The 19,000-nt window shown below is 68.4% G+C and carries 18 protein-coding genes and 1 pseudogene; 15 read left to right on the plus strand and 4 right to left on the minus strand.

Annotated features, from left to right (window positions below):
* Window positions 1–356 precede the first annotated feature (356 nt).
* Window positions 357–1,019 carry a biosynthetic peptidoglycan transglycosylase gene (locus EFK10_RS06485; RefSeq protein ID WP_164835851.1) on the plus strand — a complete coding sequence of 221 codons (663 nt, stop codon included), beginning with the start codon at window positions 357–359 and terminating at the stop codon, window positions 1,017–1,019.
* A gap of 485 nt (window positions 1,020–1,504) precedes the next feature.
* Here EFK10_RS06485 and EFK10_RS06490 read toward each other — a convergent pair whose 3' ends face one another.
* The gene (locus EFK10_RS06490; RefSeq protein ID WP_127354787.1) at window positions 1,505–2,755 is read right to left on the minus strand and encodes a ThuA domain-containing protein; all 1,251 of its coding nucleotides are present in this window, start codon (window positions 2,753–2,755) and stop codon (window positions 1,505–1,507) included.
* A gap of 288 nt (window positions 2,756–3,043) precedes the next feature.
* Here EFK10_RS06490 and ctaD point away from each other — a divergent pair, with 288 nt between their 5' ends.
* The 3 genes from ctaD (at window position 3,044) to EFK10_RS51905 (ending at window position 5,893) form a co-directional block, all read left to right on the plus strand.
* Window positions 3,044–4,756 (plus strand): aa3-type cytochrome oxidase subunit I, encoded by a 1,713-nt coding sequence (gene ctaD, locus EFK10_RS06495; RefSeq protein WP_127354788.1) that lies wholly within the window; start codon window positions 3,044–3,046, stop codon window positions 4,754–4,756.
* Window positions 4,753–5,109, plus strand: coding sequence for a hypothetical protein (locus tag EFK10_RS06500; protein ID WP_127354789.1), 357 nt, complete (start codon window positions 4,753–4,755; stop codon window positions 5,107–5,109). The genes ctaD and EFK10_RS06500 overlap by 4 nt, the downstream gene beginning before the upstream one ends.
* A 196-nt stretch (window positions 5,110–5,305) precedes the next feature.
* The gene (locus tag EFK10_RS51905) at window positions 5,306–5,893 is read left to right on the plus strand and encodes a hemerythrin domain-containing protein (protein WP_127354790.1); all 588 of its coding nucleotides are present in this window, start codon (window positions 5,306–5,308) and stop codon (window positions 5,891–5,893) included.
* Here EFK10_RS51905 and EFK10_RS06510 read toward each other — a convergent pair.
* On the minus strand, window positions 5,868–6,347 hold the full coding sequence (locus EFK10_RS06510) for a DUF6328 family protein (protein WP_127354791.1): 480 nt from the start codon (window positions 6,345–6,347) through the stop codon (window positions 5,868–5,870). The two genes, EFK10_RS51905 and EFK10_RS06510, sit on opposite strands and share 26 nt — an antisense overlap.
* Window positions 6,348–6,533: 186 nt before the next feature.
* Here EFK10_RS06510 and EFK10_RS06515 point away from each other — a divergent pair, with 186 nt between their 5' ends.
* The 9 genes from EFK10_RS06515 (at window position 6,534) to EFK10_RS06555 (ending at window position 14,486) form a co-directional block, all read left to right on the plus strand.
* Complete coding sequence (locus tag EFK10_RS06515; RefSeq protein ID WP_127354792.1) at window positions 6,534–7,376, plus strand: transketolase; 843 nt, start codon at window positions 6,534–6,536, stop codon at window positions 7,374–7,376.
* Window positions 7,369–8,373, plus strand: a complete 1,005-nt coding sequence (locus EFK10_RS06520) for a transketolase family protein (RefSeq protein WP_127354793.1) — start codon at window positions 7,369–7,371, stop codon at window positions 8,371–8,373. Before EFK10_RS06515 ends, EFK10_RS06520 begins: the two co-directional genes overlap by 8 nt.
* Window positions 8,374–8,474: 101 nt before the next feature.
* On the plus strand, window positions 8,475–9,782 hold the full coding sequence (locus tag EFK10_RS06525) for a M24 family metallopeptidase (protein WP_127354794.1): 1,308 nt from the start codon (window positions 8,475–8,477) through the stop codon (window positions 9,780–9,782).
* 15 nt (window positions 9,783–9,797) lie between these two features.
* Window positions 9,798–10,682 (plus strand): NAD(P)-dependent oxidoreductase, encoded by an 885-nt coding sequence (locus tag EFK10_RS06530; RefSeq protein ID WP_127354795.1) that lies wholly within the window; start codon window positions 9,798–9,800, stop codon window positions 10,680–10,682.
* A gap of 64 nt (window positions 10,683–10,746) precedes the next feature.
* Window positions 10,747–11,664 (plus strand): NAD(P)-dependent oxidoreductase, encoded by a 918-nt coding sequence (locus EFK10_RS06535; protein WP_127354796.1) that lies wholly within the window; start codon window positions 10,747–10,749, stop codon window positions 11,662–11,664.
* Window positions 11,665–11,666: 2 nt separating this feature from the next.
* Window positions 11,667–12,572 carry a cupin domain-containing protein gene (locus EFK10_RS06540; RefSeq protein WP_164835852.1) on the plus strand — a complete coding sequence of 302 codons (906 nt, stop codon included), beginning with the start codon at window positions 11,667–11,669 and terminating at the stop codon, window positions 12,570–12,572.
* Between the two features lie 11 nt (window positions 12,573–12,583).
* Window positions 12,584–12,913: a Dabb family protein gene (locus tag EFK10_RS06545; protein WP_127354798.1), complete on the plus strand. Its 330-nt coding sequence runs from the start codon at window positions 12,584–12,586 to the stop codon at window positions 12,911–12,913.
* Entirely contained in the window at window positions 12,910–13,626 is a 717-nt protein-coding gene (locus EFK10_RS06550; protein WP_164835853.1) for an enoyl-CoA hydratase/isomerase family protein, read from the plus strand. The genes EFK10_RS06545 and EFK10_RS06550 overlap by 4 nt, the downstream gene beginning before the upstream one ends.
* A 74-nt stretch (window positions 13,627–13,700) precedes the next feature.
* A complete protein-coding gene (locus EFK10_RS06555) occupies window positions 13,701–14,486 on the plus strand; it encodes a FadR/GntR family transcriptional regulator (protein WP_240677033.1) in 786 nt (261 codons plus the stop codon).
* Between the two features lie 17 nt (window positions 14,487–14,503).
* Here the strand turns inward: EFK10_RS06555 and EFK10_RS06560 are convergent, their stop codons facing one another.
* Together EFK10_RS06560 and EFK10_RS06565 are read right to left on the minus strand one after the other, a co-directional pair.
* Window positions 14,504–15,865, minus strand: a complete 1,362-nt coding sequence (locus tag EFK10_RS06560; RefSeq protein WP_127354800.1) for a discoidin domain-containing protein — start codon at window positions 15,863–15,865, stop codon at window positions 14,504–14,506.
* A gap of 280 nt (window positions 15,866–16,145) precedes the next feature.
* A complete protein-coding gene (locus EFK10_RS06565) occupies window positions 16,146–16,643 on the minus strand; it encodes a GNAT family N-acetyltransferase (protein WP_127354801.1) in 498 nt (165 codons plus the stop codon).
* Window positions 16,644–17,026: 383 nt separating this feature from the next.
* Between EFK10_RS06565 and EFK10_RS06570 the strand changes: the two genes are divergently transcribed.
* Window positions 17,027–18,682, plus strand: a complete 1,656-nt coding sequence (locus EFK10_RS06570; RefSeq protein ID WP_127354802.1) for a lectin — start codon at window positions 17,027–17,029, stop codon at window positions 18,680–18,682.
* A gap of 70 nt (window positions 18,683–18,752) precedes the next feature.
* Window positions 18,753–19,000, plus strand: a pseudogene (locus tag EFK10_RS06575) (discoidin domain-containing protein); the annotation flags it as partial.

Genomic DNA, 19,000 nt, shown 5'->3' on the forward strand with positions numbered 1-19,000 from the left:
ATCGCTGCGGTAGGTGCAGGGTGAGGCGTCTCGCGGATCGTCTGAATACCGGGCACGACAGGCGACCGGCCGTACCACGTCCTTTTCACGGGTGGTGCGTCGAATAACGAAAGCTGGTGGAACTCTGACGAACCGGTCTACGTCCTACATGTCGTGATGATGACAGACGGGCAGCATGGCCCCCGCCGGCCGAGGGTCGGCATATGTTGAGGCCGTCTGCGTCGGCCCCGCCCAATAGGGGACCCTCCGCAGCACCTGTAACCGCGACATCCAGTGGCGCCGCGCTTCGACGGCCTGCCCGGCACCGTTGGCCGCGTCTGATTGCGAAGAGCCTGTTGGCGGTCGGAGTCGTGGCAATGGCAGCATGCGTCGCCCTGGCGGCACTGACACCAGGCGTGGGCGACGCCGAGCAACGAGCGGCCGCTATCGACCGCACCCATCACGTCGCAGGCCCCGCCACCGCCGTGCCCACGCGATTCGCCGCCGCACTCATCGCCACCGAGGATTCCCGCTTCTACTCCAATCCCGGTATCGACGTCCTCAGCGCGGGGCGTACCGCGGTGGCGGCGCTCATAGGCAGCGTCGACCAGGGCGGGGCCACGCTTGAGCAGCAGCTTGCCAAACAGCTCTACTACGGCGGCCAGGACGGCGGCGTGACAGCAAAGGCCGGACAGGCGACGCTGGCGGTCAAGCTCGACGCCAGCTACAGCAAACGGCAGGTTCTGCAGATGTACGCCGCAGTGGTGTACTTCGGGGACGGCTACTACGGCCTGGACGCGGCCAGTCACGGCTACTTCGGGGTGTCGTCGGACCATTTGACCTGGGGCCAGGCAGCACTACTGGCCGGGCTCGTGCAAGCTCCGTCGGCCTACGACCCGGTCAACCACGCATCGCTCGCGGCCTCGCGCCAAAGTCATGTGCTGAACCGGTTGGTTGCCACCGGCCACCTCAGTGCAGCCGAGGCCGCCACTGCTGCCGCAGCACCGCTGCACCTCGTCGCCGGTAATACCGGCGCCTAGACTCCGGGCGAGGCCCAGGGGTTGTCCCGATCGCCGGTGCGACGGCCGGCAGCAGTCGCACCGGCGATGTCACGACCGACTTCGGCGGCACCCCGGAAGATCATTTACGGTACAACTCTTAGGGGCACGCGTGTTGGGCTATGACGGTCGGCCTTGTCGGTGATCATTAAACTCACCTGCGCCAACGTTCCGCATCGCGGCCGCCTCATGGTCTCGACGCCACGGGAGACCGGATCAGCTTCCTTCCGCGGCAGTAGCCGGAACCAGCAACCGCGCGCCGCCCAGGCCGCCTTGCGCTTTGGAGGGGTCTGATTCGGCGCGGACGGAGCCGCCGTGGGCGACGGCGAGGCCGTTGACGACGGCGAGGCCGAGACCGGAACCACCCGCCCCTCCCGGGGGCGCGGGTGCCTGACCCTGGGTACGTCCGGATCGGCGCGCGGGATCCGGGAGCACCCCCGGGGTCCCGGGTCCCGCGCGCTTCACCATCAACTGGGCAGTGTCCAGCTCTGGTTGGCCGAGCCCGAGCAGGACCAGATCTGCAGGCGGGTGCCGTTTGCCGAGCTGTTGCCCGTCGCGTCAAGGCACTTGCCGGACTGCGGGTTCACCAGCGAGCCGTTGGTGCCGGGCTGCCATTTCTGGGAGCCGGTGCCGTTGCAGTCGTACAGCTGGACGGTGGTGCCGTTCGCCGTGCCCGCCGAGGTGACGTCCATGCACTTGCCGAGCGCCTTGAGCGTGCCGTCCGAAGACACCGTCCAGGTCTGCGCGCCCGAGGCGTTGCAGTCGTAGAGCTGCACGGCAGTGCCGTTGGCGCTGTTGGCCCCCGCGACGTCGACGCATTTGCCGCCGTAGCCGTGGATCGGTCCGGTGGGGCTTCCGGACGGCGGGGTGACCGGCCCGCTCTGGCCGCCCAGCCAGCGCAGCCCCTGAAGCAGCAGCTGGTTCTGCTGGGCGCTGGCGAAGGTGGACGACAGGGCGGTGTTGGTGGAGTAGTCCATCGCGTTGTGGCCGAAGTTCGCGTAGATCATCTTGTAGTTGCGGTTCGACCAGACGATCGGGTAGTAGCCGCTGTACCAGGTCTGGTTGGGGTCGGTGCCGATCGGGAAGGTGGACGGGTCCATCGAGGCCAGGATGTCGATGGCCGGGTTCTGCCGCAGGTCGTACTGCCAGCTGTACCACTCGCTGACCGAGGACGCGATCGTCGACGACAGGCCTGCGGTCGCCGCGTGGTTCGGGTCGTCGATCTTCAGCGTCTCGGACGTCGGGCCCCAGGTGTTGGTCTGGAATGTGCCGGTGCCCAGGAACGTGTTGTGGTACCAGGACCAGTCGCTGGAGTTGGTGTTGAACGCCGCGACGTGGAAGCCCATCCAGCCGCCGCCGTTGTTCATGTAGGTCTGGAAGGCTGACTGCTGGGCGGCGGTGTGCGGGTAGTCGTCGAGGAACAGCACGACTTGGTAGTTGGCCAGGTTCGTGGTGTTGAGCTGGTTCCAGTCGGTGGTCGCGGTGTACGAGAAGCCGTACTGCGCCCCTTGCTGCGGGAACCAGGTGTTGGCCTCGTGGTCGAAGTTGATGTGAGCCGCGTCGTACGTGCCGTTGTAGAAGGCGATCACTTTGAAGGCGGGGGTCGCCGCCTGCGCGGTGTGCGCCGGCCCGGCCTGTATGCCGAGCAGCAGGGCGAGCAGGGCGAAGAGCCTTAACAGCGTACGGGACCAGGGGTTTTCGGTGCGAGGTCTGAACATGTGGGGGGGCCTCCTCGTTGCGACGGACCACGTGCGGGTGTGCGCATTCAATGGTCTAGACGATGTTCATGTCAATGACTTCTGGTCCGAACCAAGCTCCGCGGCGAGAGCTCCGACGTCCGCGAGGAGGATGCGGTCGGCCACGCCCACCGAGGCACCAATGACGCGCCGCCCGCGGCCGCCGGCACTAGCAATGACGCAGGCCGGTTGGTCGTCGTGGTGCTGGGATGCGGCACCCGGGGAGAACCGGCTGTGGTCGGCCGGAGCGGGCAAGGCTAGGAGCGAGGCATGGCGGTACAGGTCGAACCACAGGAGACCGGGGCTGCGGGCCCGGTCAGAAAGCCAGGCGCGGTGGTCGTCACCTGGCTGACCACCACCGATCACAAGAAGATCGGCTCGCTGTATCTCATCAGCGGGTTCGGGTTCTTCCTGGTGGCGGGCGTGCTGGCAATGGTCATCCGGGCGGAACTGGCGCGGCCGGGGCTGCAGATCGTCTCCAAGGAGCAGTACAACCAGGCGTTCACCATGCACGGCACCATGATGCTGCTGATGTTCGCCACCCCCCTGTTCGTCGGATTCGCCAACGCGATCATGCCACTGCAGATCGGGGCGGCCGACGTGGCGTTCCCCCGGCTGAACATGCTGTCGTACTGGCTGTTCCTGTTCGGTTCGCTGATCGCCATGGCGAGCTTCTTCACCCCGCTAGGCGCCGCGGACTTCGGCTGGACGGCCTACACCCCACTGTCGGACGCCGTCCGTGCTCCGTACATCGGGGGTGACATGTGGGTGCTGGGACTGGCGATGTCCGGCTTCGGCACCATCCTCGGCTCGGTCAACTTCATCACCACCATCATCTGCATGCGCTCGCCGGGCATGACGATGTTCCGGATGCCGATCTTCACCTGGAACATCCTGCTGACCTCGGTCCTGGTGCTGTTCGCCTTCCCCGTGCTGGCCGCCGCACTGCTCGCCCTGGCGGCGGACCGCAAGTTCGGGTCACACGTCTACGACCCGGCCAACGGCGGGGCGCTGCTGTGGCAGCACCTGTTCTGGTTCTTCGGGCATCCCGAGGTGTACATCATCGCGCTGCCGTTCTTCGGCATCATCACCGAGATCATCCCGGTCTTCTCACGCAAGCCGGTCTTCGGATACGTCAGTCTGATCGCGGCGACCATTTCCATCGCGGGGCTGTCCGTCACCGTCTGGGCCCACCACATGTTCGCCACCGGTGCCGTGCTGCTGCCGTTCTTCTCCTTCATGACGTATCTGATCGCGGTGCCGACCGGAGTGAAGTTCTTCAACTGGATCGGCACCATGTGGAAGGGCTCGGTGAGCCTCGAGACCCCGATGCTGTGGTCGATCGGCTTCTTGATCACCTTTCTGTTCGGCGGGCTGACCGGCGTCATCCTGGCCTCGCCGCCGCTGGATTTCCACGTCACGGACTCCTACTTCGTGGTGGCCCACTTCCACTACGTGGTCTTCGGCACCGTCGTCTTCGCGATGTTCGGCGGCTTCTACTTCTGGTGGCCCAAGTTCACCGGCAAAATGCTCGACGAACGCCTCGGGGAGATCCACTTCTGGACGCTGTTCGTGGGCTTCCACACCACCTTCCTGATCCAGCACTGGCTGGGCGCCGAGGGCATGCCCCGCCGCTACGCCGACTACCTGGTCGCCGACGGCTTCACCACCCTCAACACCGTCTCCTCCATCGGCGCCTTCCTGCTGGGACTGTCGACATTTCCGTTCTTCTACAACGTGTGGCGGACCGCCAAGTACGCGCCGCGAGTCGAGGTCGACGACCCCTGGGGCTACGGCCGCTCCCTGGAGTGGGCGACCTCCTGCCCGCCCCCGCGGCACAACTTCCTCACCATGCCGCGCGTCCGCTCCGAGTCCCCCGCCTTCGACCTCCACCATCCCCAGATCGCCGCCCTCGACAAAGGCCAGGACGACGGCCGGGACTTCGTCGATCCCCAGCCCCCGAGTGGGCCGGAGCGCGCGTGAGGCACCGTACGACCAGGGAGGAGGCGGCCGCCGGCCTCGCGCGGCTCGAGGGCTATCTGCTCCGCCGGGCCGAGCAGCAGGAGGCCGAGGTCCACGCCGAGGCGTTCGTCGCCCGTATGCCATGGCTGACCACCGCCCAGCGCGAGGAGGTCATCCGCTTGTACGTGCAAGACCGCATCGCCTACTCCACGGCCGCACTGCGGCGCGTGGCCGAGCGCTGCCACCAACTCCGCACCGAGTACAGCGCCCGCTACGCGCACCTGCGCAACCGCCTGCTGAAGACGGCCACCGCGTCGTTCCTGGGAGCCACCGCGATGTGCGTCCTGGTGGTCGAGCTCGCGAGGAGCCGGTGAGGGCTCGGGGCGGCGGGCGCTCGCCGACGGAACCTTCGGCGTCCCGGCCGCCCAGGGGCCCGTTGAGCAGGCCGTACGCGGCCTTCTGACCGAGGGCTGATGCCGCCCGGCCTTCGGGTTTGCGTGATCCGATCGGGGTCAGGCGTTCTGTGGGGAAACGGAGCCAGCCTCCTCCCCGGGAAAGGAGAACAAGGCTATGAGCAGCGCGAAGACAGAACGCGAGCAGGCGGCGAAACTGCCGTCGGGCGACGTCGTAGGCATCCTTCTCCAGCAGCACGCCCGTATCCGGGATCTGTTCGGCGAGGTCAAGACCGCCAGGGGCGATCAGAAGAAGCAGGTCTTCGACGAGCTGAGGGCCGTTTTGGCCGTGCACGAGACCGCCGAGGAGATGATCGTGCGACCGGCCGCGATGAAGGCGGCGGGCGAGGCGGAGGCCGAGGCCCGCAACCACGAGGAGGAGGAAGCCAACAAGGTCCTCGCCGAACTGGAGACGATGGACATCGGCAGCGCGGAGTTCGACGCCCTTCTCGCCGAGTTCGAGCAGTCGGTGATCGACCACGCCGAGCATGAGGAGCGGGAGGAGTTTCCCGCCATACTCCGCGGATGCGACGAGGACCAGCTCAAGAGCTTGGGCAGCCGACTCGTCGCCGTCGAGAAGATGGCCCCCACCCACCCTCACCCCACAGCTGCCGGCTCCCCCACCGCCCAGTGGACCACCGGCCCCTTCGCCGCCCTCCTCGACCGGGCCAAGGACGCGATCAACTCCGCCAAGCCCGGCAACTGACCCCTCCCCCGGCTGTGGCCCGGCACCTTCTGGTGCCGGGCCACAAGCCTGGTCGGGTGAGGTGGTGGAGTTGGGCGGTCTTGTCCAGGACGGCGGCGGCGCCGGTCTCGACCGCCTTGGCGAGGGCGGCGCGGTCGCGTGATGCGGTGAGCATGAGGGCTTCGGCGTGGGGGTTGATGTCGCGCAGCTCCGCGATGAGGTCGCCGCTGTAGCTGCCGGAGCGGGCCTGGGCGAGTGAGTCGGCCTGACCGGTCACGGCGAGATCGGCTTCCGGCGCCAGGGCCGCTGCCATGGCCTCGCGTACGACGGTATGGAACAGAAAACCGAAGAGGATCTGCACGCCGGTCCGGGTGACGCGTATCTCCTGTATCCGTTCCTGCCAGCGCCGGTTGGCCCGCTCGTCCTCGGTCTCCTCCTGAGGCTCCTGCCCCCGGCTGACCTCTGTTGTGCTCACGCGCACTGCCGTCGCGGTCGGTCCATCACGACCCTCGTGTACCCCAAGGGCGAGTAAAGAGACATCGGTGCCGGCCGGGCGACCTCGCACGCACCCGACCTCGCAGGGTTGACAGCGAGGCATGCCGAACTACAGTGGTTTTGGTAAAGCCAATTAGCCACTTAGCCAATGAAGGAGGGTGGCCGAATGGATCACTCATCCCGCCTCTCCGATCCCGGTACCACGTGGGTCGTGGACGATGTTGCGTCGCTGGCGACCAAAATCAGGCTTCGAGCCGTTCAGATGATCGCCCCGCAGGGATTCGGCTACCTGGGTCAGGCGCTGTCCGCGGCCGAGCAGGTGGCGTCCGTGTTCGGTCACGCCCGTCCCGGCCTCGACCGGCTGGTCTGTTCCCCCGGGCACTACATCGTCGCGCCGTTCGCGGCCGCCGTGGAGCTCGGTCTGATGGAGGAGGCGGACCTCGGCCGGTACGGCCAGGACGGGTCCCCCATCGAGGCCATCGGCACCGAGCGGTCACCGGTGGTCGACTACACGTGCGGCTCGCTGGGACAAGGGCTGTCCGCCGCGGTCGGCCTCGCACTCGGCGACCGCTTCAACGGCAACGAGGCCCGCACGTACGCACTCCTCAGTGACGGGGAGATGCAGGAGGGGCAGCTCTGGGAGGCGGCACTGTTCGCGGCCCACCACCGCCTCAGCGCGGTGACCGCCCTGCTGGACGCCAACAACTCCCAGGTCGACGGCCCGGTCGACACCATCACGACCCTCGACCCGATCACCGACAAGTGGGAGTCCTTCGGATGGCGGGCGATCGAAGTCGACGGCCACGACGACGTCGCGATCGGGGCGGCTCTGGACCAGGCCGCGCATACCACTGACCGGCCCACCGTGCTGGTCTGCCGCACCTCGACGGTGCACGGCCTGGACTGCCTGCCCGACGACGCCGACGGCCACTTCATCAAACTTCCTCCCGACCTTGCCGCCAAGGCACTGGCCGAGCTGACCGACAGACTGGAGCACCAAGGTGCTTGAGCCCCCTTTCCCGACGGTCCTCAAACCGTACGGCCGCGCCCTGGTCGACCTGGCCGCCGCGCGCCCGGAGATCCTGTGCCTGTCCGGCGACCTCACCAAGCAGTGCGAAGTCGACCTGTTCCAGGAGCGGTTCCCGGACCGGTTCATCCACGCGGGGATGGCCGAGGCCAACATGATGTCCATGGCCGGCGCCCTCGCCCGGCAGGGCTTCATCCCGTACGTGCACACCTTCGGTGTGTTCGCCACCAGGCGCCCACTCGACCAGGTCGTCAACGCCATCGCCTATCCGGCGCTCCCGGTGCGCATCATCGGGTTCATGCCGGGCGTCTCGTCGCCGGGCGGCCCCAGCCACCAGGCCATCGAGGACGTCGCCCTGATGCGGGCGCTGCCCAACATGACCGTGGTCGACGTGGGCGACTCCGAGGAGATCGCCCAGGTGGTTCCAGCGATCGCCGACCTGCCGGGGCCGGTGTACCTCCGCCTGAAGCGCGGGGAGATCCCCACCGTCTTCGAACCCGGCCACCGCCTCTCGCTGAGCGCCGTGCACACCGTGGCCGACGGCGGAGACGTCGTCCTGGTCACCAGCGGGATGATGCTGCCGGTCACCCTTCAGGCAGCGGCGACGCTGCGCGAGGCGGGCGCCGACGTCGGCGTCGTCCACGTACCGGTGATCAAGCCCCTCGACCGCGACGGCGTGCTGCGCGCGGCGCGCCGGGCGGCCGGAGTCGTCACGGTGGAGAACCACAGCATCATCGGCGGACTCGGATCCGCCGTCGCCGAGGTCCTCGCCGAGGAGGGGGTGCCCGCCAGGCTGCGGCGGGTGGGCATCGCCGACACCTTCGCCGAGGGCGCCAAGAGCGGGCCCTACCTGTTCGAGAAGTACGGGCTGTCCACCCAGCACGTCGTGGACGCCGCCTGGTCGCTCCTCGGACGGCCCGGACGCCCCCCGCAGACGCGCACCCTCCAGGTCGACAAGGGCGAGTACGCCCCCGTCTGACCTCCCGGCCCGCCGCCGGCGCCCGGACAGCCCGGCGTACGGCGATCACCTCCCACCGTCCGGCCGGGCACCGCGGCCACACCCCACAGAAAGCCACTGCCATGACCGCCAACAGCATCGCCTCCCCCGGCGCCGTCCTCGGCGTCGACTGGGAGGAGAGGGTCAACTTCGAACGCCTGCGTACCGAGCGCCTCGCCCGGGCGAACGCCGCCCTGGAGACTTCCGACCTCGGCGCGCTGCTGCTGTTCGACATGAACAACATCCGCTACACCACCGCCACCCACATCGGAAACTGGGCGCGGGACAAGCTCTTCCGCTGCGCGCTGCTCATGCGGGGCCACGACCCGATCCTGTGGGACATCGGTTCCGCCGCGCGCCAGCACAAGGCGCACGCCACCTGGCTGCCCGAGGACAGCTGGCGTGCCGGACTGTCCAGTTGGCGAGGTTCCATCCCCGAGGACGTCGGTGTCGAGGCGGGCAACGCCAGGCGCATCGCCGACCTGCTGCGCGAGCACGGACTGGCGGACGAGCCCGTCGGCATCGACGTCGTGGAGATCCCCGTCCTGCGCGCTCTGGAGGCCGAGGGCCTGCACATCGTCAACGGCCAGGAACTCATGCAACAGGCCCGCCGGATCAAGACGGTCGACGAGATCGCCCTGCTCGACCACTCGGCCGGCATGGTGGACGCCGCCTACGACGAGCTGTACCGCTTCCTGACCGTCGGAACCCGCGAGAACGACGCCGTGGCGCTGGTCAACCGCGTGCTGTACGAAAGGGGCTCGGAGGAGGTCGAGGCGGTCAACGCCATCTCGGGCGAGCGGTGCAGCCCGCACCCGCACGTCTTCAGCGACCGTGCGACCCGGCCCGGCGACACCGCGTACTTCGACATCATCCACTCCTTCAACGGCTACCGCACTTGCTACTACCGCACCCTCAACGTCGGCAGCTCCAACGCCCAGCAGCGGGACGCCTACAAGCGCGCCCGGGCGGCGATCGACGAAGCGATCGCCGCCGTGCGCCCCGGCGCATCGAGCGCCGACGTGGCCCGGGCCCTGCCCAGCGCGGCCGACCTCGGCTACGCCAGCGAGGAGGAGGCGTTCGGCCTCCAGTACTGCCACGGCGTAGGCCTGTCGGTGTGGGAGCAGCCGCTGATCAGCCGGTACCACTCGCTGGAGCACCCTGTGCCGATCGAGGAGGGCATGGTCTTCGCGCTGGAGACCTACTGGCCGACAAAGGACGGCTCCTCGGCCGCCCGTATCGAGGAGGAGGTGGTCGTCACGGCCGACGGGCCGCGCATTATCACCCGCTTCCCCGCCGACCAGCTCTACGTGGCCGGCACCCGCTACTGGAACGGATTTGACTTCGGCACGAAGCCCGGTGACCGCGGCCCGGCGCCGAGCGGATCCTGACCCGAGGACTGACGTATGACTGATCGCATTGGCTGGCTCGGCACCGGCCGCATGGGAGCCGCCCTGGCGGGCCGCCTGCTGGATGCCGGGCAGCAGGTGACGGTGTGGAACCGTACGACCGCCAAGACCGTGCCACTGGCCGCCCGGGGCGCGGCCGTCGCGGACAGCAAGGCCCAACTGGGCGGACTGGACGTCGTCTTCACGATGGTCAGCACCCCTGCCGACCTGGAAGAGGTCGTCCTCGGCCCGGAAGGACTGCTCAGCGGCCCGTCGGTGCCGGACGTCCTGGTGGACTGCTCGACCGTTTCCGGCGAAGTCTCGGCGCGAGTGCGCCGTGCGGTCGCCGGGCGGGGCGCCGAGTTCGTGGCCGCCCCGGTCAGCGGCAACCCCGATGTGGTCGCCGCAGGCGGCTGCTGCATCGTCGCCTCGGGGCCGCCGACCGCCCTGGAGCGGGTGCAGCCCTACCTGGCGATGGCCGCGAAGACCGTCGTACGGGCCGGCGACGCCGATCAGAGCCGGCTGGTCAAGCTCTGCCACAACCTGTACCTGGGAATGATGGTGCAGGCTCTGGTCGAGGTCACCACGCTCGCCGAAAAGGGCGGCACCGACCGCGCGGCCTTCCTCGAATTCCTCAACGGCACCGTGGTCAGCTCCGACTGGGTGCGCAACCGCACACCGGCCCTCGCCGCACGCGACTGGACGCCCACCTTCAGCACCGAACTGCTGCGCAAGGACTTCGACCTCGGCCTGGCCGAAGCACGCTCCCTCGAGGTGCCGATGCCGGTCGGCGCGGCCGTGCACCAGCTCATCCAGGCGGCGATCGGCGCAGGATGGCGCAGCGAGGACTTCCTCTCGCTCTACGAACAGCAAGCCAGGAACGCCGGCGCCGGCGAGTCGTGATCAATCCGGCAACCCGGGCCGGCACGGCGAAGCCCCCCATCGCATCGAGCTCAGGGAGAGTGTCATGGACGAAACACCTCGCGGGACCAAGGTCGCTTTCATGGGCCTCGGCCGGCTGGGCGGACCGCTGGCCACGAATCTGGCGGCGGCCGGGTTCCCCGTCACCGGCTACGACCCCGACCCCGCGGCCACCGAGAGGCTCACGGGCAGCCGGATCGACGTCGTCGACACGGCCGCCGAGGCGATCCAGGGCGCCGAGGCAGTACTGACCTGCGTTCGCAGCAGGGCGGACCTGGACGCGATCCTCGCCGCCGAACATCTCGCGGCCGACGCCGGTAGCGGGCAGACCGTGCTCGACTTCAGCACGATCTCCACGACAGACTCGGCCGCCTGCGCCGAACGACTCAGCCGGGAGGGCGTGCGCTACCTGCGTGTCGCCGTCAGTGGCAGCGCCCAGGCCGCCGCCACCAGGCAGGTGAGCTTCTTCTGCTCCGGTCCGAAGGAGGCGTACGAGCAGTACACGCCGCTGCTGGAGGCCATGGGGCGCAACCATGTCTGGGTCGGCGGGCAGGACGAGGCCCGTGCCATCAAGATCGCGGTCAACGTCCTGGTGGGCATCGGGATGGCTTCGCTGGTCGAGGCGGTGACCCTCGCCGAGAGCCTGGGCATCAGCCGGCAGCAGTTCCTCGACGTGGTCGCCGGAACGCCACTCGGCTCGCCGTTCTTCGCGGCCAAGACACCCGCCCTGATCGCTCAGGACTACAGGCCGGCCGCCAGCCTCGCCCTGATGACGAAGGACCTCGACCTGGCGCTGGACGCCGCCCAACAGGCGGGCGCTGAACTGCCCGTCACCGAACGGGCCCTGCAGCAGTACCGGCTGTGCGACCAACGCGGCTGGGCCGAACGGGACTTCGCCTGCATCGACGACCTGTACACCTCACCCTCCGGCCGCCCGGCCGGCGGCAGCACCGACGAGGAGTGACCGTGCCCGCAGTGACCCGACAGGACTGGAGCAAGGCGGAGGTCCCCTGGCCCTTCGCAGCCCACTCCGACGGCTTCGAACGGCTGGCCCTCATCGGCCCGCACACCGGCAGCGTCCACACCGACCTCGGCGTCGGACGCCTGCAGCCGGGGGGCAGCACGGACCTGCACGTCCACTCCTACGAGGAGGCCATCTACGTCCTCGACGGCGAGTTGGCCGTCCAGATCGACGACCGCGCCCACCTCCTGGTCCCCGGCGACTTCGCCTTCTTCCCCATCGGCTCGCTGCACGGCTTCCGCAACGCCGGCGGCACGCAAGCGCGCTGGATGGACGTCAACAGCCCCATCGCACTCCGGGAAGCCTCCGGACGCCGGGACACCTTCTTCCCCCGGGACCCGGCGCAGCTCCTGCACAAGGCCGTACCGCCGGACTTCTCCGACCCCACCCTCGTGCTCGTCGGCCACTACGACGGCACCGAGCCCGACCACGTCAGCCGGGCGACCGCGGCCGATCCGCGCGGCCGATCCTCCGCGGGCATGGACACCGCCGTCATGGCCTACAGCGGCATCTCGGTGAAGATGCTCGTGGACGAGCACCGGGGGGCCGGCATGCTCACGATGTTCATGGTGGACTACGAGGTCAACGGCGCCGCTCAGGTGCACGACCACCCCTTCGAGGAGACCTACTTCTTCCTGCGGGGCGACACCGACTTCGAACTCGACGGGACAGTCCACAAACTCGCGGCCGGGGATGTCGCGTGGGCCGGCGTCGGCGAGACGCACGCGTGCTTCAACACCGACGGCGGCCGGGTCCGCTGGATAGAGACCCAGGCGCCGGTGCCCCCGAGCCGGCACTCCTACCGCTGGCCGGCTGACTGGGACCATTACGAGCGGGAAAACTGCAGGTGAGGAGCGCAACCATGCTGGAACACTACGTCGTCTTCAAACCGCATCCGCAACGCGCCGACGAACTGGAAAAGGCCCTGGCCGCCTTCGCCGCGGGTATGGCCGGCACCCTGCCGTGCCTGCTCGAACTCAGCTGGGGCGCGAACACCAACGCCTCGGGGCTGCGGCACGGATACACCCACGGCTGCTTCGCCCGGCTGACCTCGCCCGACTCCCTGACCGAGGAGTACTGGATCCACCCCGCCCACCAGCGCCTCCTCGCACAGCTCGACGATCTGTGCGAGGACCGCTTCGCCCTCGACTACGTCACCGACGACGTCGTCAGAGGAGGTGCGCAACAGTGACCGGGCAGACGCACTCCACCCCGGTCACCGTGCGCGTCGAAGGACGTACCGCCGTGCTGGAACTGAACCGGCCACCGGCCAACCTCATCGACGAGGAGATGGCGGTCCGGCTCCACGAGAGCGTGAGCGAACTCGACGCCCGCGCGGACGTCGCCGCGATCGTCCTGACCGGGGCCGGATGGGTGTTCTGCGGGGGCGCCGACGCCGCGGCGGTGCGGGCTTCGGGCCGCGCCGCCCCCTTCGCCGACGCCGTCGCCCGGCTTTTCGCCTTCCTCCCGCGCTCCACGACCCCCCTGGTGGCCGCGGTCAACGGCGACGCGCTGGCCGGCGGATTCGGCCTGATGTGCGCCTGCGACGTGGTGGTCGTGGCCGAGGGCGCACGGCTGGGCACGAACGAGGCGGCCCACGGAGCCTGGCCGGCGCTGGCCCAGGTCCCCGCGATCCGCCGGGTGCCGGAGAAGGCGGCCCTCACCAACGCGCTGACCGGTGAGCCCTTCACCACCGAGCAGGCGCTGCGGCTCGGCATCATCGACGAGGTGGTGCCCCGGACACGGTTCGATGCCCGGGTGCGGCACTGGGCAGGGGCGGTGACCGCCGCGGGATCCGCTGTCGCCACCGGCCGGCCGCTCTTCTACCGGTCCCGGGAGCAGTCGTACGAACAGGCCGTGGAAGAAGCCCGGCAGGCACTCACCCGTGCCTTCGGCCCGCAGTAGGATCAAGGACCAAGGAGGAGTCCCCACCGGCTTCACTCCCGCACACAAGACCAAGGGAAACACACGTGGCGAAGATGGGCGGGAACGGCACCCCGGGCGGGAACCTGCCGGTCGACATCAGTGCCATGGACAAGGTGGTCGTCAAGCGGCTCTCCGACGAGGTGGCCGAGAAGATCCGGACGTTCATCCTCGAGCGCAACCTGGAGGAGGGCACCCGGCTGCCCTCCGAGCGCGTCCTCGCCGAGCAGTTCGGCGCCAGCCGCCCCACGGTGAGCCAGGCGCTACGGACCCTGTCGCTCATGGGCCTGGTGGAGATCCGCCGGGGATCGGGCGCGTACGTCCTGCGCCAGCCGGACATCACCATGCGGGCGTCGGTCAACCTGATGCTCGAACTCGAGGCCGGCAGCATCGCGCGCCTGGCCGACTTCCGCTTCTGGCTGGAGACGCTCGGCGTCCGGCAGTCGGCGTCCGCCGCCAGCGCGGACGCCACGCAGCTCGCGCGTGCCGCGCTGGAAAGGCTGCGCACCAGCATTGGAGAGACCTCCTCCTGGATCGCCGCCGACACCATCTTCCACTCCACCATCGTCTCCCTCGCGGGCAACCCCTACCTCACCTCGATCTACGAGAGCGTGCACACCGCGCTCATCGCCTTCGAGTACCGCCCTTGGGTCGAGAACAACGAGGTCCCCGAGTGGCTGCGCCCCGACCAGGCCGAGGCGCAGATGGCCCTGCACGAACCCATTGTCGCCGCCATCGAGGCCGGTGACACCGAGGCTGCGGTGGAGGCGGTGCGACACCACCACGAGGCAATGCTGGAGCACCTACGCCAGAGCAGAGCCGCGGCAGCAGCCGACGGCTGACCTCGAGACGCCTTTCGTCAGCCGAAGACCTTGAGCTCGTAGATGCGGGTGGCGGGGTCGGTGCTCTGGGTGGGAGTGGTGACGTTCAGCCGGACGTAGCGGCCGGACGTGCTGGTGAGGGTGTGGGTGGTGGTGTTGGCGGTGTTGGCGGCGGCTTGGGCGACGGTGGTCCAGGTGGTTCCGTCGGTGGAGACCTGCACGGTGTACGCCTTGGTGTTGTAGGCGGCGGACTCGTTGCCCGCGCCGGCGTGGTCGATCTCCAGGCCGGTGAGGGAGTATGCGGCGCCGAGGTCGACGGTGAGCTGTGACGGGGAGGCGAAGGAGCAGAACTTGTCGCTGTTCCCGCCGCTGACACTGCCGTTGACAGCCTTGGCGGGGGTCTCGTTGCTGTTGCACGGGGCGCTGCCCGTGACGCTCTTGCCGAGGGCGAGGTCGGTGGGGCCGGTGCCGCCGCCGCTGCCGTTCATCGCGGCGCTCACCGAGGCGGCCCACTGCCAGGGCGCGCTGGTGCCGCCGGGCTCGGAGTTGAAGTACTCCCAGCCGGCCACGCCGCCGAAGGAGGGGTACTTGGCGGTGAGCGCGGCGAGGGTGTTGCCGAGAGTGCTGGGATCGACGTAACCGCTGCCGCAGTTGGCCGGATTGGTGAGGGTGCCCGCGACAACCTTGTCGGCGGGGACGACACCGTGGTTGATGATCGCGTCGTAGCCGTTGGTGGAGCTCAGCGAGCCCCAGCCGCAGTAGAACTGGGCGTTGAACCAGCCGATGGAGCTGCCGCGGTCGCGATAGAGCTGGTCGTAACTGAAGCCGGAGAGGTTACCGCCGCCGCTCAGCGCGGTGGCCACCGGCGCGAGGGTCACAATGAAACCGGAGCCGAAGTCGGTGTGAAGCTGGTCGATGAGCCGCTCCACGCCGCCCAGGGACATGGACTCCTCGACGTCCAGGTCCAGGCCGTCGAGGTGGTACGTCGACACCACGTTCTTCAGGAGCGGGTAGTACGTGGCGAAGTCGGTGTCCAGCCGCTGGAAGCTGCCCGCGGCGGCCCCGCCGACCATCCCGATAGCGTGCACGCCCTTGGCCTGCATCGCGGCGATGTCCGTCCACATCTGACCGAACTTCGCGTCGCCGGGCGGGTTGTCGTTCAGATGGACCGAGCCGTCGCCGTTGAGGTGAAAGGCGCCGACCAGCAGGTCGGTGGCCCCGGTGCTGTGATCGGTCAGGCCCAACGGGGAGACGTAGGAACCGTTGTAGTACTGCGTCTGGTAATAGACCACGACCCGCTTGCCGCTTGCCGCCGCCGCCGGTATCCCGCTGCCGAACAGCACGGCCGCGGCCGCGACTAACCCGGCCACCAGCCCCGCGAGTGTTCGCCTGACAGTCATGCCTTGGCCTCCTTGGCCCTCGGATGGGGTGCTCACGCTGCCTCACGCGGTGAAGACCGCAGCAGCCGGAGCCGAGTTGACCATGTTGTCATTGATGCTGCTGATGTTGTAGAGGCCCTCGGCGCCGGCCCAGCGGGCCGAGCAGGAGCGATCTCAGCGGACCACGTGGTAGAGCAACCCCACCGCCGGAGGCAGGAAGAACGCCATCCCCACGGCAATCGCCGAACACGCCAGCCCACCCAGCAGGTACAACACGCGGCCCATCCATCGAGACTCCAGCTCAACTCACCGCTCTGTCCAGCGGTTTGGCGTAGCAGCGGCTGAGCTCATCGAAGCGGTAGGGGCCGAATTTGGCGCAGGGCTCGTAGCCGCTGGAGGTGTAGAGGGAGATGGCCTCCGGCAGGTTGGTGCCGGTCTCCAGGACCATTCGGGTGCGGCCCGCGGCACGGGCGTCGTCCTCCAGGGCCGCCAGCACGCGTCGGGACAGGCCGCGGCCGCGCGCCTCCGGGATCACGTACATGCGCTTGATCTCCGCGTCGCCGTCCGCGTACCCCTGGGCGTTCTCGTCCTGACTGCGCCAGCCGCCGGTGGCGACCGGGGTGTCCTGGTCGTCGTAAACGATCAGGTACAGACCCTGGGGCGGCTCGAACATGGCCGGGTCGAGGGGCGTGACGTCGCCCCCGCCGCCGTTCCCGTACCGCTCGGCGTACTCGAGCTGCACGCGACGGTTGAGCTTGACGGCGTTAGGGTGTCCGAAGGAGACAGGTCGCATATTCATCCGAAGCATTGTACTTCTATGCAGCCGGAGTAAGAACCGAGATCTTCACCATGTATTGAACCTGTGAAGCCAGCCATCCGACCTTTCACTAGGAAACGGTCGCACGAACAGCCCGCGCTTCACAGGAAATTCCTAGGTGGCGAGGACGAAGAAACCTGTTGGTCCAGACCTCTTGACGGCATGTTTGATTCAGCAGTTGAATCCCCGCAGACCTCAAACCGCAGATGCAGTAGTGCTCAGCGTGGTGTGCGCCGGGACCGGCCCGCACCTCCCCCACCGCAAGCCAGTGCAAATACAGCGGAAATCTTGCATGGAGTTGCGGGCCGTTGCGCCCGCTTACGGTCAGGGACGCCGAGTTCAGCTGTTGAACATCGGAGTCAACCATGGGTGTGTCACGTCGTACGTTCCTGACCACGGCGGTCGGCGGTTCGGCGGCCGTGGGGCTTGCCGCGCTCGGTCTGGCGCCGACCGCATATGCGGCGAGTGCGCCGGGAGATGTGGTCGGGAAGATCACGGTCGGGTACCAGGGCTGGTTCGCCTGCATCGGGGACGGTGCGCCGATCAACGCCTGGTGGCACTGGAGCCCCAACTCCGGTCAGGCGCCCTCCCCGTCGAACAACGGCATCAAGTGTTGGCCGGACATGCGCGAGTACACCAAGACCTACCAGACCGGTTTCGCCGCGTTGGGCAACGGCCAGCCGGCGACGCTGTTCTCGTCGTACGACCAGCAGACGGTGAACACGCACTTCCTGTGGATGCAGCAGAACAACATCGACACCGCGGCCCTGCAGCGGTTCAACCCCACCGGCAGCGAGGGCCCGACCCGGGATGCGATGGCCACCAAGGTGCGCAGCGCGGCGGAGGCGTACGGCCGGAAGTTCTACATCATGTACGACGTGTCCGGCTGGACGAACATGCAGTCCGAGATCAAGACGGACTGGACCAACAAGATGGCCGCGCACACGGCTTCTTCGGCGTACGCCAAGCAGAACGGCAAGCCGGTCGTCTGCATATGGGGCTTCGGCTTCAACGACAACAACCACCCGGCCACTGCGGCCGCCGCCCTGGACGTGATCAACTGGTTCAAGGCCCAGGGGTGTTACGTGATCGGCGGCGTGCCGACCTGGTGGCGCACCGGCAACAACGACTCCAAGGCCGGGTTCCTGGACACGTACCACGCCTTCAACATGATCTCCCCGTGGATGGTCGGCCGGATCGGCACCATCAGCGACGCCGACAACTTCTACAACGTGGCGACCGTGCCCGACGTCGCCGACTGCGCCGCACACGGCATCGACTACCAGCCGTGCGTCCTGCCCGGTGACGTCTCGGCGCGGCAGCGGGCGCACGGCGACTTCATGTGGCGGCAGTTCTACAACATGGTGCGGGCCGGGGTGCAGGGCATCTACATCTCGATGTACGACGAGTACAACGAGGGCAACCAGATCGCCAAAACCGCCGAGTCCCAGGCCTGGACACCGTCCAACGGCGGCATGCTGGCCCTCGACGAGGACGGCACCGCCTGTTCCTCGGACTACTACCTGCGGCTCACCGGTGACGGCGGGAAGATGCTCAAGGGGCAGATCGCCCTCACCGCCACCCGTCCCACCCAGCCGATGCTCTCCAGCAGCACGCCCGGCGTCGGCTCGGTGATCTCGCTGAAGGCCCTGGCCAACAACCAGTACGTCAGCGCGGACAACACCGGGACGTCCCCGCTGATCGCCAACCGTACGAGCGTCGGCGCCTGGGAGCAGTTCACCCTCGTCGACGCGGGCAGCGGCAACGTCGCGCTGCTCGCCCATGCCAACAACCAGTACGTCTGCGCGGACAACACCGGGACGTCCCCGCTGATCGCCAACCGTACGAGCGTCGGCACATGGGAAAGCTTCCAGCTGATCAAGAACTCCAACGGCACCGTCAGCTTCAAGGCCCTGGCCAACAACCAGTACGTCTGCGCGGACAACACCGGGACGTCCCCGCTGATCGCCAACCGGACCTCGATCGGGACGTGGGAGCAGTTCACCGTGGCCACCGCCTAGTCCCGGCCACCAAGGGGAACCACCACCGGGCCAGCCATCAATCTCTTGCGGTGCCGAAAAGGAGCAATAGGTGTTGCAGTCCATCCGATCCCCGAGGCGAGCGATCGTCTTCGCAGTCAGCGCAGGTTTGCTGGCTGCGGCCGGCGCTTTCGCTGTGGTCACCCCGTCGGCGTCGGCAGCGACCGCCACCGGTGGGAGCGGCGCGAGCCTGCCGTACGTCGAGGTGCAGGCGGAGAATTCCGCCACCAACGGTTCGGTCATCGGCCCGAGTTACACTCAGGGCCAGTTGGCTGACGAGGCGTCGTATCGCAAGGCCAC

It is taken from the genome of Streptomyces soli (assembly GCF_003999195.1).
GTDB classification, from domain to species: domain Bacteria; phylum Actinomycetota; class Actinomycetes; order Streptomycetales; family Streptomycetaceae; genus Actinacidiphila; species Actinacidiphila soli.